We start from the raw sequence: 14,784 nt of genomic DNA on the forward strand, positions 1-14,784 counted from the left end.
CAGGTTACTTTGTTCTTTCGTGAACTTTGTTTCCTTGAACCCAGACTTCACTAATGTTTTCTGGTCGAACAAGATACATAATCTTTTGGAAGATATCGTTTAAATCTTCATTCGCATCAAAAATCGGCAGTTTTGCAGATGCTATTTTTGTATCGATGATTTGTGCATCCCAAGTATAGTTTTCTTCTAATCGACCAATAGGTAAGCTTAAACTTTTCCCACCACCAGCAGTTGCCAAATAGAATGCTTCATTAATCGTGATACGTGAATTTGGTACACCGCGCTTTTCAGCTGCAAGAGACGTATCGACACCATCTTCTAACATTCGAGATGACATGACAGCTTGTCTAGCGTTATCGAATAGACTTGGTGAAAAACCGCCAGAAACATCAGAACCTAAACCGATATCAACACCTTTTGAATGTAAGTGAGCGATTGGAATGACGCTGTTAGCGAAATAAGCATTGGAGATGGGACAATGACCTACGGCAGTTCCTGTCTCAGCAAATAATTCTGCATCTTCATCATTTAAGAAATTACTATGTGCCATTACGGATTTATCGCCTAATAGACCGAAATCATGTAAGGCAAAAGCATCATTCTTCTTGAATCGGTCTTGTACATAACCATGTTCCCAATCACTTTCACTGCAGTGAGACTGGACATGGGCATCATACTTAGCAGCTAATTCTCCTAAACCTTTTAAAGCACCATCTGTACAGCTTGGTATAAAGCGTGGTGTTACAACTGGGTAAACACCTTGTTTTGTTGATTTTGCTAACTCTTTAACAGCTAAGATAAATTCTTCTGTATCTGCTAATGCTGTTTGTGTATCTGCATCACGATAAAAATCTGGATTTTGTTCAGGGTCATCCATGACAACTTTACCAACTAGACCGCGTTGTCCTTTTTTAGCACAAATTTTAGCTAGTAATAAGCTCGCTTCTTTATGAACAGTTGCAAAATATAGTGATGTAGTTGTGCCATTAGCAAGTAGGGTGCTGACTAAGTCTTCATAAACCTCTTTTGCAAAATCTAAATCCGAAAACTTAGATTCAATTGGGAAGGTATATTTGTTCAACCAGTCATATAGAGGAATGTCTAATGCAGTTCCAGATTGAGCCCATTGCGGAGCATGAACGTGTAAATCAATAAATCCAGGTAAGAAATACTGACCATCAGTTAATTGACGAAAGTTTTCTTTATCTTGATATGTATCTAGTAAAGTTTGATAATCGATATGTTCTGGTGCAACGACTTTTTCAATCATGCCGTCAGCGTTAATAAAAAATAGATAATCTTTTAAAATTTGCACTTCTTTTGGAGACGTACTTGAAAAAGCCGTTCCTTTGAAAATTTGCGTATATTCAGTCATAAAATCACCTTAATGTTCGTATTTTATTAATTATATCGATTATTATAGGGCATTTGGAATGCTAAGTCTATAAAAAAACGAATATATTGATAAGTATATCTATAGATTATAGATAAAAGAAAGTATCTCTTAAGTCCTTAAAATTGCATATCTCACGTTCATTTCGATATGATAAACTTGTAGAACGTAATATAGCATAGGAGTGAAGAATATGTATCGTAAAGTAGAAGATTTTCTAGAAGATTGGTCTGCGTCTTCAGCAAGTACGTTGAGTGTATTTAAAGCGTTGACGAATGACAAGTTAGATCAAGGCATCGTGGAAGGACATAATACACTTGGTTGGTTAGCTTGGCATTTAGTTGGTGCTGGAGCAGCGTTTGGTCATTTTGCAGGACTTCAAGTACCAGGGCCAGGTCGTGATCAAGAAACACCTACAGATGTAGCAGAAATAATTAAAGCATATGAGCAAGTAGTTGAAGCTTATAAAGTAGAAGCGGCAAAATTAACAGATGCAGCATTACTTGAAGAAGTAAATGGTTTTGGAGGACCGATTGCACGCGGTAAACTTTTACGTGCGTTAATCGATCATCAAACACATCACCGAGGTCAAATGACGGTACTATTACGCCAAGCAGGATTAGCAGTGCCAGGTGTAATGGGGCCAACAAAAGAAATGCAAGCATAAAATCAATCTTTGATGCAAAAGCTCACCTATTTAGGTGGGCTTTTATTGTACTTTTTATGAATATGATATCTTTTGAGAATGAGGCTGTAAAAAATCATCTTTCAGTAGATATTAAAGTTGCCTTACGAATAGTTTAACTATTAAAATAGGATAGATAAGCATGGTTCTTTATTCCATGTGCACTTTATCTTGTTTTATACTTATTTTATAGTTGATACACCGATCAAACTCTTCCGCAATCTTCATCCTATGAAATCGCCTAGATTCTAAGTAGGCACAATTTGCAATACCTCCTGTAACAACACCTGTCAGATAGATATTATGGACATCTTTGTTATAAGCAACTTAATTAATAGAATAGAGTTTTTTGTGTTGGTCATGGGTTGGTTTATACCTGTAAAAAGGTTAACGCTTTTACCTGTCAATTTATTCCTTGCTCTATAAATGAGTGAGGGGTTTTTTGGAGAGGGATTTTTTATTATGAGGTGAGTTAAATGAAAAAGAAATTATTTAGTGTGTTAGTTTTAGTTATTTTTATGTCTTCTTTTATGTTGGGCGGTTGTAATTTATTTAAATCCAATCCTTCAGATGAAGAAAGCAAAGAAGTTAATAGGAAGAAAAAGGACGAGCTTGTGTTGGCGTTTGACTCTGAGCCAGAAGCTGGCTTTGATCCAACGACTGGATGGGGGCGCTATGGTTCACCACTGTTCCAAAGTACGCTTTTAAAAAGAGATGACAAACTTAAGATCGTGAATGATTTGGCAACAAATTATAAAGTTAGTGAAGATGGTAAGGTTTGGACGGTGAAAATACGCGAAGATGTGAAGTTCTCAGATGGGGAACCGCTAACGGCGGCTGATGTTATTTTTACATTTGAAACAGCTATTAACAATGGATCAGTTGTTGATCTTAATGGAATGGCCAAAGTAGAAGCAGTAGATGATTATACAGTGAAATTCACATTGAAAGAACCGCAATCAACGTTTGTAAACTCTTTAGTTGCAACAGGAATTGTACCAAAACATGCATACGGAAAAGACTATGCTGAAAATCCAATAGGTTCAGGTCCTTTTGAGCTCGTACAATGGGATAAGGGACAGCAAGTTATTGTAAAAGCTAATCCGGAATACTACGATAAAAAGTCGAATTTTAAACAGATAACGTTTTTATTTTTAAATGAAGATGCTGTATTTGCTGCTGCACAAGCAGGGACTGTAGATCTAGCGTATATACCTGCAGCATTTAGTAAGCAAAAAGTGAAAGGCATGAGGCTAGAAACAATACAAACAGTAGATAATCGAGGCATTGTCTTCCCATTTGTAAAATCAGGTGATGTAAGTGAAGACGGTTTACCGATTGGAAATGATGTGACGGCAGATCCAGCTATTCGTCATGCGATTAATATTGGAGTAGATCGACAAGCGCTTGTAGACGGAGTGTTAGAAGGACACGGTACGCCGGCATATACATCAGTAGATGACCTTCCTTGGTGGAATTCTGAAACAGTGATTAAAGATGCTGATATGGATGGTGCCAAGAAGTCGTTGAGTGATGCAGGATGGAAAGATACAGATGGAGATGGAATTCTTGAGAAGGATTCTTTAAAAGCTGAGTTCACACTATATTACTTAGCGAATGATGCAATTAGACAATCACTTGCTATTTCTGTGGCGGATATGATGAAGCCATTAGGAATTAATATCAAATTAGAAGGCGGAAGCTGGGACATGATTGCTAAGAAAATGTATTCGAATCCTGTTCTAATGGGATGGGGCAGTCATGACCCACACGAAATGTACAATATTTATAGTAGTGAGTCTGCTGGAATAGAGTATTACAATACAGGTTATTATCAAAATAAAACGGTAGATGAATATTTTGAAAAAGCCCTTAGCTCGAAAAGTGAAAAAGAAGCAATTGAGTTTTGGAAAAAAGCACAATGGGATGGCACGACTGGTTTAAGTGCAAAAGGTGATGCTCCTTGGGCGTGGTTAGTAAATATTAATCACTTGTATTTGGTGAATGATGGACTTGATATCGGAGATCAAAGAATCCATGTTCACGGTCATGGGTGGCCTGCTACAGATAACATCGTTGATTGGAAATGGACGAAATAACCGTGCATAAATCTAAAGGTAGAAAGCTTGGATTATTTATATTGATGAAAGGTGTACGAATGGCTACGTTATTGGTAGCCATTTGTTTTATTTCCTTTTTATTAGTGAAAAACTCTCCGATTGATCCAATTCAAGCCTACATTGGTGCTGATATGTTGAAAGTGGGTCCTGAACAACGAGAGAAGATTGCTGAGTACTGGGGGCTAGATCAACCAGTTATGGTGCAATTTTTAAGTTGGGGTTCTGCTGTACTAAAAGGTGATTTAGGGACTTCGATGATTTTTAGAAGACCGGTAAGTGAAGTTATTGGTGAACGATTTTTAAATTCCCTCGTTCTTATGCTAGCAGCTTGGCTGTTATCAGGTGTTATTGGCTTTGTTATGGGTGTTGTAGCGGCTATGAAAAAAGGGACTTGGATTGACAGAGTGATTAAGTGGTATTGTTTCACGCTAGCTTCGACTCCTACTTTCTGGATGGGACTTCTCATTCTTATCGTTTTTGCAGTATGGCTAGGTTGGTTTCCAGTTGGCATGGGGGTGCCAGCCGGGGTACTTTCAGAAAATGTTACTATGGTCGATCGAATACAGCATTTAATTCTACCAGTACTGACACTTAGTATATTAGGTGTTGCTAATGTAGCGCTTCATACTCGCCAGAAGCTAATAGATGTTCTTGCTAGTGACTATGTATTATTCGCAAGAGCGAGGGGCGAGCAAGGTTTTGTCTTGTTTTGGAGACATGGATTACGCAATGTTGCTTTGCCTGCGATTACCTTACAATTTGCGGCCTTTAGTGAATTATTTGGTGGAGCAGTATTGGCAGAGCAAGTGTTTTCTTATCCAGGCTTAGGACAAGCTACGGTAGAGGCAGGACTTAGAGGGGACGTTCCTCTTTTATTGGGATTAGTTATATTTAGTACAATATTTGTTTTTGTAGGGAATTTACTTGCTGATTTGAGTTATTACGTATTGGATCCGAGAATGAGAGAGGTGAGGAAGTTATGATTCCAAGCCTAAAGAATACGAATAAGAGATTTCCACTGAATCTAAAACAACGGACGTTATTTAAAATCCTAATTTCAATTGTCTTTTTAGCCATTGTTATATTAGGTGGTGTTTTACTTGATGAGGAGAGAATTGTAACGAATTTGAATGAACGTAATTCTGCTCCTTCGTTAAATCATCTTTTTGGTACGGATTGGTTAGGGAGAGATATGTTTACGCGAACGGTGATGGGACTTTCTTTAAGTATAGGAGTTGGCTTGATTGGAGCAATTGGAAGTACTTTGATTGCTCTATTCCTTGGTATGGCGGCAGCAACAATGGGGGAAATGGCGGATCGTCTTATTTCATGGATCATTGATCTATTTCTAAGTGTCCCACATCTAGTAACCCTAATCCTTATTGCATTTACATTAGGTGGAGGATTTAAAGGGATTGTCATTGGACTAACCTTAACTCATTGGCCAAGTCTTGCACGAGTTATTCGGGCAGAAGTTATGCAAGTTCGTTCCGCAGAATTTGTTCAAGTTTCTCAAAAGATGGGGAAATCCAGGTGGTGGATTGCATTGCATCATATCCTTCCACATATTGCACCGCAACTCCTAATTGGTTTTATGTTACTTTTCCCTCATGTTATTTTACATGAGGCTGCAGTTACATTTTTAGGCTTAGGATTATCACCACATGAGCCAGCAATAGGAATTATCTTATCAGAATCGATGAAGTATTTATCTTCAGGTATGTGGTGGCTTGCCTTCTTCCCAGGACTTTGTCTGTTGATTGTCGTGAGAACATTTGATCAAATTGGAGAAAATCTTAGAGTGCTCATGACTCGGACGCATGATTAATCATAAATACTACGTGTAATATTAAGAGGAGTTAACAAATGTCTATTCTTGAAGTAGAAAATTTATCAGTATCTTTTAAACAATATACAGATGGATTTAAAGAGATAAATCATAAGGTGATTTCAAGTTTAAATGTAACTCTTGAAGCAGGCAAAATTTTAGCGGTTGTAGGTGCGAGTGGATCGGGGAAAAGTTTACTTGCACATGCTATTCTTGGAATACTTCCGAGCAATGCGAATGTTAGTGGCATCATTAAATATGAAGGTAAGGAACTAACACCTACTCGCCAAGCTGCTTTAAGGGGGAAAGAAATCGCTCTTGTTCCACAATCAGTAAACTTTTTAGATCCCCTTATGCGTGTTGGAAAGCAGGTGCGTACTTCTGTTAATAATGGGGATGCAGTATCGGCACAACGTAAGGTTTTTGAACGTTATCGTCTTGGAAAAGAAGTTGAAGATATGTATCCGTTCCAACTTTCAGGGGGGATGGCAAGGAGAACGCTTTTATCAACCGCTATGGTAAGTGATGCAAAGGTAATTATTGCAGATGAACCAACTCCAGGACTGGATCCTATTGTTATAAAAGAAGCATTAGATAACTTTAGGGAATTTGCCGATAACGGTTGTGCTGTTATGTTGATTACACATGATATTGAATCAGCTCTTCAAATTGCAGATAAAATTGCCGTGTTTTATGCAGGGACTACGGTAGAGATAGCACCTGTAGAGGACTTTGTAGGTAATGGGGAGGCAATACGTCACCCCTATACTAAGGCGTTGTGGAGGGCGTTACCTCAAAATGAATTTATACCAATTCCAGGTTCGCAACCACATCCTAGTTCATTGCCACCGGGTTGTTTGTTCGCGCCGCGTTGTGAAATGGCAACAGCTGAATGTCGACAAGCACCACCTAAAATGAGGGGACTTCGTGATGGAATGGTGAGGTGTATTCATGCAACTTGAAGCAAAGGACATTGGATTTAGATATGGTGATGGACCATGGCTATTCCAAGGAGTCAATTTAACGTTAGAACCGGGGGAGATTGTTGGTATCACGGGCCCAAGTGGACGTGGTAAAACTACTCTTTGTAGAATATTAGCTGGTTTTGAATCACCTATTGAAGGCACTGTGTATTTTAATGGAGCTCAATTACCAAAGAACGGATACCATCCTGTTCAAATGGTCCTTCAACATCCAGAAAAAGCGATTAATCCACGGTGGAAAATGCATAAAATTCTTAATGAAGGATATCAACCTGATAAAGAGTTGTTAGATTTACTAGGGATTGAGCAAGAATGGCTATCACGCTGGCCCCATGAATTATCTGGAGGAGAGTTACAAAGGTTTTGCGTTGCTAGAGCACTGGGACCGAATACTCGTTTTCTCATTGCAGATGAAATGACAACCATGTTAGATGCAAACACACAAGCTCAGATATGGCACGCTTTAATTGAAATTGCTAAAAAGAGAGAGATGGGTATAATTGTTGTTACACATGAATCTAATCTAATGCAAAGACTTTGTCATCGCGTGATTGATTTCAATAAATGATAATAAAAAAGGAGGCCTCTTTATTGGAGACCTCCTTTTTTGATGGCATCATTTTTAGTTAACAACATTAATAACTAATCGTTTTCTTTAAAATCATCTTCTTGTTCTGCCACTTTTTCATGGATTTCTGATTCAATTGCCTGAACAAGGTCATCTTCAAGCTTATGCTTAGGTTGAGGATGAAACCATTGAATTTCACCTTCGTGTACAAAGCCTTTGAACTCTTCTCCCTGCACTTGTAACGAAAATTGCTGCCGTTCATGTATACGGTCCTCAAATGCTGGTTTTATTTCAAGGTCTATAATTTCTTTAGAAACACCATATTGTCTCATTAATGAGTGTATGGTTCCTTCAATGATTTCTATTTTATCTTCACCAATCATTTGCTTCGGATGAGGGTGGAGCCAGTGGATCTCACCTTCATGAAAATGTCCCTTAAAATCATCCCCTTGAACTTTGAATGTGAATGCATGCCGTTCGTGGACACGATTCTCAAACACAGTTTCAACTTCAAAGTTTTCAAGTTCAGGTTTTACATTCTTATTTTCAGGCATAAGTAATCCCCTCTCATGTAAGTTTCTATTTTTATTTTTTCTCTAGATTATTGTTGATATTTGGTACTTTCAGATTGAGTGCGATATCTAAGTAATCTAATCGTTTTATTATATAGGCTTTAATTGAGACTGTTGTTGAAAAGTGTACAGTTTAGGAGAATCCGATTTTATCTGCACAATGAGACACTGTAAGTTGTGAAGCTTTTATAGATAGCTATTGATGAATGTGAAATTATTTATCATATCTTTTAAAAGGAATAAATTACGCCAATTATGTTAGTACTTCCGTAAAGAACTAGGAGTATGATTAGTCCACTTTTCGCTTATAATCTTATGGCAGTTATTAAAGATTCGTTCAATCAGCTGGGTTGAATTTGCTAAAATTCTAATGCTGAATCCAGGCACCGCTAGTCTAGAAATCCCAACTTTAAAATCGGCTTCCTCCATTTGAATTGTTTCATAAAGTTCATCAAGGAGGGCGTTATCCGTATTTTCACTGACTGCAACCATAGAGCCTAAGTGAGTATATCCTTCCATAAAACCAAGCCCAGACAGATTTTGATTGTTTGGAGTTAACTTAATATGATCAAACATACCAAGTTTCCCGTCTAAATAAATTTCAGTAACTAATTGAATGGTATCATAGCTGAATTTTCCACCGCTCGGAGACCATCCAGGGGTAAGAATATCTGTATAGAGAAATGTTGCACCATTTTCCATATGAATTACATTCTTCTGCTTATAACGAGCATTTTCATATGCAATCAATGGATCTGGCAGGTATTCTAAGTAACTTCCTTTTTTTAATGAAATAGTTGTTTCCTGATAAGCAAGGCTTTTCGGTGTTTTATATACTTTTGTTGCAGATTGCGTTGTTAGTGTTACCATTGCACCTTCGTTGGCTGATATCTCCATCTTGTATCGATCACCATCTAAATAACCACCGCCGGGATTTAAAAGGTAATAGCAAACCTGTCCTGAATTATCGTGGTAAATCGGTCGCATAACTTTAAGTGCACCTTGGAAATATACATTTTTAGCGACAGTTTTCCCTTTTCGTTCTTCCAGGTCTAGAGATAAAACACCAGTCCAGTCTGTCATATTAATCTAAACCTTTTAAGAAAGCGTGTTTCTTAATCCAGTCAATTACTTCCGGAAGACCTTCATCGTTTTTTAGGTTAGTGAAAACGAAAGGTTTGTCACCGCGGAATACTTTTGTATCTTTCGCCATTACTTCAAGGCTGGCACCAACATGGGGAGCAAGATCCGTTTTATTAATGATGAACAAATCGGATTTAATCATTCCTTGTCCACCTTTACGAGGGATTTTCTCTCCTTGTGCAACATCAATAATATAAATAGAAAAGTCAACTAGTTCAGGACTAAAAGTAGCAGCTAGATTGTCGCCGCCGCTTTCAACAAAAATAAGTTCAACGTCTGGATGACGTTCTACTAATTCATCAATGGCAGCGAAGTTCATAGAAGCATCTTCGCGAATAGCAGTGTGAGGACAGCCGCCTGTTTCTACACCGATAATACGATCTTCAGGAAGAACACCGTTTTGAATTAAAAATTTTGCATCTTCTTTTGTATAAATATCATTTGTAACTACTGCCATTTTTATTTCATTTGCAAGATGGCGTGTTAATTTTTCTACAAGCATTGTTTTACCTGCACCAACAGGTCCACCAACGCCAATTTTGATTGGTTCCATTAAAACACTTCCTTTTTTTATTCGTTACTAAACCTTTAAGACATGAAAATACGAATATTGACACGTTCGTGATTCATTTGAGAAAGCTCTATTCCTGGAGAAACAATCCCGAAATCATCTTCTGTTAATTGCATGATACGATTAACTGCACTAGTTATTTCAGGTATAAACTTATGAGAAATAGTTTGTCCTGCAGTTTGCCCAAGTGGTATAGCTCGTACCGCATTTTGAACTTGACTAGAGATAGCGGAGTACAAATAGTACTGAATCGCTTCTGACTTTGTTACTCCAAGTCCATGAGCCACCATTGAAAAGACGATGGCAGGGTGACCAAACGAATTTTTATTTTTAATTTCTTCTTTGTATAGGGAAAGGACAGGCATTTCATAAAGAGAGTCTGTCAGTTGTAGCATTCGCTTTCCTATCATTTGAGTACCTTCCCGTGTTTCTCTAGGTAGGTTTTGAACAGTTAAGAGACGATCGAGTTCCCAGACCTTCTGGAGGTCATCTTCCAAAAGTGCTTCAAAAGCGAAGCGACAAGCAAGTCCATCAGTGTAGATAAGTTGCTCATGTAAATATACTTTAAGCCACTCAAAAAATGATTCCTGGTCATGTACTTTATCTTCCTGTATATAACTCTCCAATCCAAAAGAATGACTGAAGGCTCCAGTAGGAAAATTAGAGTCACATAACTGGAATAAAGAAAGGATTTTGCTAGTCATGACTATGGCCTATATGACGGAAGGCTTGTTTTACTTTACGATCCTCTCGTTTAAAAGGAATACCTAGTTCTTGAAGTAACTCCTCAACTAAATAATCGTATTGAACCAACATATCATTTTCTTCAAATTGAGCTGGTAAGTGACGATTACCAAGTTGGTGAGCAATTGTTCCCATTTCTTTAATGTCTCGAGGACTGATGACAAGTAGATCATCAGATAAAACATCTATCACGATCATGTTTTTCTCGTCCATATACAAGACATCACCAGCGACAAGGTCACGCGGTGCTTTTAAGCGAATGCCAAGTTCGTTACCATGATCTGTTTTAACACGTTGGATACGCTTCATTAAATGTGCGCTTTCCAAGTAGACTTTCTCCATATGGCGTTTTTTTATGTCATTTGGATCCATCTGATCTAAGTTTGTTACAATTTCTTCAATTATCATTATTTTTCACCTCAGAATAAGAAATAGCGCTGCGCCATAGGTACCGTATCAACCGGATCACATGTCAGCAACTCTCCATTTACTTTTACTTCATATGTTTGTGGATCCACTGTAATATTTGGTGTTTCAGAATTTAACTTCATATCTTTTTTAGTTAACGTACGAATTCCGCCGACAGGAAGAATGATTTTATTAAGTCCAAGTTTTTCATGAACGCCGTCATCAAATGCTGCTTGAGAAATGAAAGTTGCTGAACTTTTGGCTAAAGCTTTACCATGTTGAGCATACATAGGGCGGTAAATATATGGCTGTGGAGTTGGAATAGAGGCATTCGCATCACCCATTAGTCCAGTAACAGCGAGTCCATTTTTAAGAACCATTTCTGGTTTCACACCAAAAAACTTCGGAGACCATAGTACTAAATCGGCCATTTTGCCAACTTCAATAGACCCTACATGTTCTGATATCCCATGTGTAATGGCCGGGTTAATCGTATATTTAGCGATATAGCGTTTTGCTCGATTGTTGTCAGCGTGCTTGCTATCGCCTGATAGAAGTCCTCTTTGTTTTTTCATTTTGTCAGCTACTTGCCATGTGCGTAGAACGACTTCGCCGACACGCCCCATTGCCTGAGCATCGGAACTAACCATACTAAATACACCCATGTCGTGTAGGATATCTTCAGCTGCAATTGTTTCTCTTCTAATTCTAGAATCTGCAAAAGCAATGTCTTCCGGAACAGAAGGATTTAAATGATGGCAAACCATGACCATATCAAGATGTTCGTCGATAGTATTTATAGTATAAGGGAGGGTGGGGTTCGTTGATGATGGCAGAATGTTATGATAACCTGCCGATTTGATTAAATCTGGTGCATGACCACCGCCAGCGCCTTCAGTGTGATACATGTGAAGAACTCTGTCTTTTACAGCAGCCATAGTATTTTCCATAAAACCACTTTCATTTAACGTATCTGCATGAAGGGCAACTTGAATATCATATTCATCTGCTACTCTTAGTGCGTAGTCAAGCGATGAACCAGTAGCACCCCAGTCTTCATGAACTTTTAACCCAATGACACCAGCTCTAACTTGCTCAGTTAAAGGATCCATAGATGCGGCATGTCCTTTACCAGTAAATCCAACGTTTATAGGAAGACCTTCAGCAGCTTCTAACATACGATGAATATTCCATTCACCCGGAGTAACTGTAGTAGCTTTAGACCCTGCGGCAGGACCTGTACCGCCACCGATTAATGTTGTTGTTCCAGATGTTAACGCAATTTGTACTTGTTCGGGATTAATAAAGTGAACGTGTGTATCAATGGCACCAGCTGTAACAATTAAACCTTCGCCGGCAATTATTTCTGTTGCTGCGCCAATGATAATGTCTACATTATCCATGACAAGAGGATTACCACTCTTACCTATACCGAAAATCTTGCCATCACGGATAGCTAAATCAGCTTTACAAATTCCTGTGTAATCTAAAATAATAACGTTTGTTATAACTGTATCTGCAACACCATCTGCGCGGGTTGCAAGAGGGTGTTGACCCATGCCATCTCGAATGACCTTTCCTCCGCCGAAGACAACTTCTTCTCCGTAAGAAGTGTAATCTTTTTCGATTTGAATAAACAAATCTGTATCTGCAAGACGGACTGAGTCACCCGTAGTTGGTCCGTACATTTCAGCATATTGTTTTCGGGACATTTTAAAACTCATGATACATCCTCGCTTTCTAATTTGCCGTCTACTTTATTATTAAATCCATATATACGGCGTTCTCCAGCAAAATCAATAAGTGGTATTTCTTTTTCATCACCGGGTTCGAAACGAACTGCCGCTCCAGCAGGAACATTCAATCTCTTACCGTATGCTTCATTTCTATTAAATTGCAGTGCTTCATTTACTTCGTAGAAGTGGAAATGTGACCCGACTTGAATAGGGCGGTCGCCTGTGTTGATGACATTAACAGTAACTACCTCGCTGCCTTCATTACAGATGATCTCTTCTTCTTTTAAAATATATTCTCCTGGTCTCATATAGCAACCCTCCTTTTATCGTATTGGACTGTGGACAGTTACCAATTTAGTTCCGTCTGGAAAAGTTGCTTCAACCTGAATGTCATCGATCATTTCAGGGACTCCATCCATAACATCATCTTGAGTTAAAATGGTAGCACCGTATTCCATTAGTTCTGCAACAGTCTTACCATCCCTTGCTCCTTCTAGTACCTCATACGTAATAAGGGCAACAGATTCCGGGTGATTTAATTTTAGACCTCTGTCCTTTCGACGTCTTGCAAGGTCAGCTGCCACTACTATCATAAGCTTATCAATTTCGCGCGGCAATAAATGCATAGTTCAAACCTCCTAGTGTAAATCTCAAATAATAAAACTGTCTTTATTGAAAGAAAGGTGAAGATTAACTTAAAAATAAAATAAATCTTTATATGTTTATTTTCTCCAAAAGCCCAGTAATTAAACCTTTCTAAAGAATTTTAACATACAAATAATTTGAGATGAAGTTTAACGCAATACTGATGGAACTAAAAATTATGTTGAACAGGTTAATCGTCAATTAAAAATGATTTTAATTTAGATATATGAATTCATACCTATATAAATATAAGGAAATATATATAGGTTTTAGGAGATGCTAGCCTCATTTAAATGACTCTATTTGAGCCGGAAGTACAAGGTGGCTAGAAGATTCTTCGCATCGACTAATTAACTTTGGATTTTTAGACGGTGATACAAGAAGTAGTATTTTTGAAGTAAGTGAAAATGGTGATGTTGCAATGGAAGCCAATGTTACTGGATTTCCAAAAGGGGCCAGAGCATATCGCGCTGAACGTTTAGATTTGTATAATAAAAATTGGGAGTATTCATTAAATAAGAACGGTTTCTTCATAAAAGCGTATAAAAAAATCTTAGAATAAAAAAGAAGGTTGTTAAAAACTGTGAGATCAATTCTCACAGTTTTTTGCGTATAAGGACTAAGTTAAAGGGCAGTAGTATTGTAAAAGAGGATTATGTTGATTCGATAACGAAATATAAAATGAAACATAATTTAATACATATAGATTTCTAACCTTAAAAAAGAAAGAGACAATTATGAATGATAACAGTAGGACATAGCTTGAGGGGAAGATTTTTAAATTAGAAAGAGAGTAGGTTTTACTATTGAAGCAAGCATTACTAGTGATTGATGCGCAACAAGAATTAATTGATGGTAACGAAATAGAACAAAGTGTATTGAATAAAGAAAATCTGTTAGATAGTATCAATTCAGTTATAGATAAGGCGATAGATTCGAATGTATTGGTCGTCTTTATAAGAGATAAAGATGTTGCTCAAGGTGAAGGTAAAGGATTTCAAATTCATAAGGAAATTAAAGTCCCCGCTACTTCAAAGGTATTTGATAAGAAGGCAACAAATTCGTTTTATGGAACGCCATTACTGGAATTTTTTAACGATCATGAAATAGAGCACATTGTTATTATGGGATGTAAAACAGAACATTGTATTGATACTGCTGTTAGAACTGCAACAATAAATCATTTCGATGTTACTTTAGTAGAAGATGGTCATTCAACAACAGATACTTCAACTTTATCTGCTGAAAAGATAATAGACCACCATAACGAAATACTTCACGGTCATTACAATGTAGACAATTTCTCTGTTGTTAGAAATAGTAACGAAGATCTGTTTCAACCAACCCATAACAAATATAGATAAAAACTTAAGTTCATTTTCTGCTCG

The 14,784-nt window shown here is 37.6% G+C and carries 17 protein-coding genes; 8 read left to right on the plus strand and 9 right to left on the minus strand.

Going from position 1 to position 14,784, the window contains the following annotated elements; genetic code table 11:
* Positions 1 to 4: 4 nt before the first annotated feature.
* Positions 5 to 1,375: a guanine deaminase gene (gene guaD, locus AC3IS5_RS00810; RefSeq protein WP_489426154.1), complete on the minus strand. Its 1,371-nt coding sequence runs from the start codon at positions 1,373 to 1,375 to the stop codon at positions 5 to 7.
* A gap of 211 nt (positions 1,376 to 1,586) precedes the next feature.
* Between guaD and AC3IS5_RS00815 the strand changes: the two genes are divergently transcribed.
* The 6 genes from AC3IS5_RS00815 (at position 1,587) to AC3IS5_RS00840 (ending at position 7,577) form a co-directional block, all read left to right on the plus strand.
* Positions 1,587 to 2,060, plus strand: a complete 474-nt coding sequence (locus tag AC3IS5_RS00815) for a DinB family protein (RefSeq protein WP_489426155.1) — start codon at positions 1,587 to 1,589, stop codon at positions 2,058 to 2,060.
* Positions 2,061 to 2,554: 494 nt separating this feature from the next.
* A complete protein-coding gene (locus AC3IS5_RS00820; protein WP_489426156.1) occupies positions 2,555 to 4,177 on the plus strand; it encodes an ABC transporter substrate-binding protein in 1,623 nt (540 codons plus the stop codon).
* A 44-nt stretch (positions 4,178 to 4,221) separates the two neighbouring features.
* Positions 4,222 to 5,181 (plus strand): ABC transporter permease, encoded by a 960-nt coding sequence (locus AC3IS5_RS00825; protein WP_489427792.1) that lies wholly within the window; start codon positions 4,222 to 4,224, stop codon positions 5,179 to 5,181.
* A complete protein-coding gene (locus AC3IS5_RS00830) occupies positions 5,178 to 6,026 on the plus strand; it encodes an ABC transporter permease (protein WP_489426157.1) in 849 nt (282 codons plus the stop codon). Before AC3IS5_RS00825 ends, AC3IS5_RS00830 begins: the two co-directional genes overlap by 4 nt.
* Positions 6,027 to 6,064: 38 nt before the next feature.
* Positions 6,065 to 6,988 (plus strand): ABC transporter ATP-binding protein, encoded by a 924-nt coding sequence (locus AC3IS5_RS00835; RefSeq protein ID WP_489426158.1) that lies wholly within the window; start codon positions 6,065 to 6,067, stop codon positions 6,986 to 6,988.
* A complete protein-coding gene (locus tag AC3IS5_RS00840; protein WP_489426159.1) occupies positions 6,978 to 7,577 on the plus strand; it encodes an ABC transporter ATP-binding protein in 600 nt (199 codons plus the stop codon). The genes AC3IS5_RS00835 and AC3IS5_RS00840 overlap by 11 nt, the downstream gene beginning before the upstream one ends.
* A gap of 74 nt (positions 7,578 to 7,651) precedes the next feature.
* Here AC3IS5_RS00840 and AC3IS5_RS00845 read toward each other — a convergent pair whose 3' ends face one another.
* The 8 genes from AC3IS5_RS00845 to AC3IS5_RS00880 all read right to left on the minus strand — a co-directional run bounded on the left by AC3IS5_RS00845 (position 7,652) and on the right by AC3IS5_RS00880 (position 13,377).
* A complete protein-coding gene (locus AC3IS5_RS00845) occupies positions 7,652 to 8,131 on the minus strand; it encodes a hypothetical protein (RefSeq protein ID WP_489426160.1) in 480 nt (159 codons plus the stop codon).
* Between the two features lie 276 nt (positions 8,132 to 8,407).
* A complete protein-coding gene (locus AC3IS5_RS00850) occupies positions 8,408 to 9,232 on the minus strand; it encodes an urease accessory protein UreD (RefSeq protein ID WP_489426161.1) in 825 nt (274 codons plus the stop codon).
* A gap of 1 nt (position 9,233) precedes the next feature.
* Positions 9,234 to 9,845: an urease accessory protein UreG gene (gene ureG, locus AC3IS5_RS00855; protein WP_489426162.1), complete on the minus strand. Its 612-nt coding sequence runs from the start codon at positions 9,843 to 9,845 to the stop codon at positions 9,234 to 9,236.
* A 35-nt stretch (positions 9,846 to 9,880) separates the two neighbouring features.
* Positions 9,881 to 10,567 carry an urease accessory protein UreF gene (locus AC3IS5_RS00860; protein ID WP_489426163.1) on the minus strand — a complete coding sequence of 229 codons (687 nt, stop codon included), beginning with the start codon at positions 10,565 to 10,567 and terminating at the stop codon, positions 9,881 to 9,883.
* Positions 10,560 to 11,015, minus strand: coding sequence for an urease accessory protein UreE (gene ureE / locus AC3IS5_RS00865; protein ID WP_489426164.1), 456 nt, complete (start codon positions 11,013 to 11,015; stop codon positions 10,560 to 10,562). The genes AC3IS5_RS00860 and ureE overlap by 8 nt, the downstream gene beginning before the upstream one ends.
* An 11-nt stretch (positions 11,016 to 11,026) precedes the next feature.
* Complete coding sequence (gene ureC / locus AC3IS5_RS00870) at positions 11,027 to 12,739, minus strand: urease subunit alpha (RefSeq protein WP_489426165.1); 1,713 nt, start codon at positions 12,737 to 12,739, stop codon at positions 11,027 to 11,029.
* Positions 12,736 to 13,059: an urease subunit beta gene (gene ureB / locus AC3IS5_RS00875; RefSeq protein WP_489426166.1), complete on the minus strand. Its 324-nt coding sequence runs from the start codon at positions 13,057 to 13,059 to the stop codon at positions 12,736 to 12,738. The genes ureC and ureB overlap by 4 nt, the downstream gene beginning before the upstream one ends.
* 15 nt (positions 13,060 to 13,074) lie before the next feature.
* Positions 13,075 to 13,377, minus strand: a complete 303-nt coding sequence (locus AC3IS5_RS00880) for an urease subunit gamma (RefSeq protein WP_053419021.1) — start codon at positions 13,375 to 13,377, stop codon at positions 13,075 to 13,077.
* 440 nt (positions 13,378 to 13,817) lie between these two features.
* On the opposite strand from AC3IS5_RS00880, the gene AC3IS5_RS00885 reads away from it, so the two are divergent.
* Both AC3IS5_RS00885 and AC3IS5_RS00890 read left to right on the plus strand, forming a co-directional pair.
* Positions 13,818 to 13,958, plus strand: coding sequence for a hypothetical protein (locus tag AC3IS5_RS00885; RefSeq protein WP_489426167.1), 141 nt, complete (start codon positions 13,818 to 13,820; stop codon positions 13,956 to 13,958).
* A 244-nt stretch (positions 13,959 to 14,202) separates the two neighbouring features.
* Positions 14,203 to 14,760: a cysteine hydrolase family protein gene (locus AC3IS5_RS00890; RefSeq protein WP_489426168.1), complete on the plus strand. Its 558-nt coding sequence runs from the start codon at positions 14,203 to 14,205 to the stop codon at positions 14,758 to 14,760.
* Positions 14,761 to 14,784: the final 24 nt, after the last annotated feature.

This window comes from Viridibacillus sp. KH_047, from assembly GCF_057838945.1.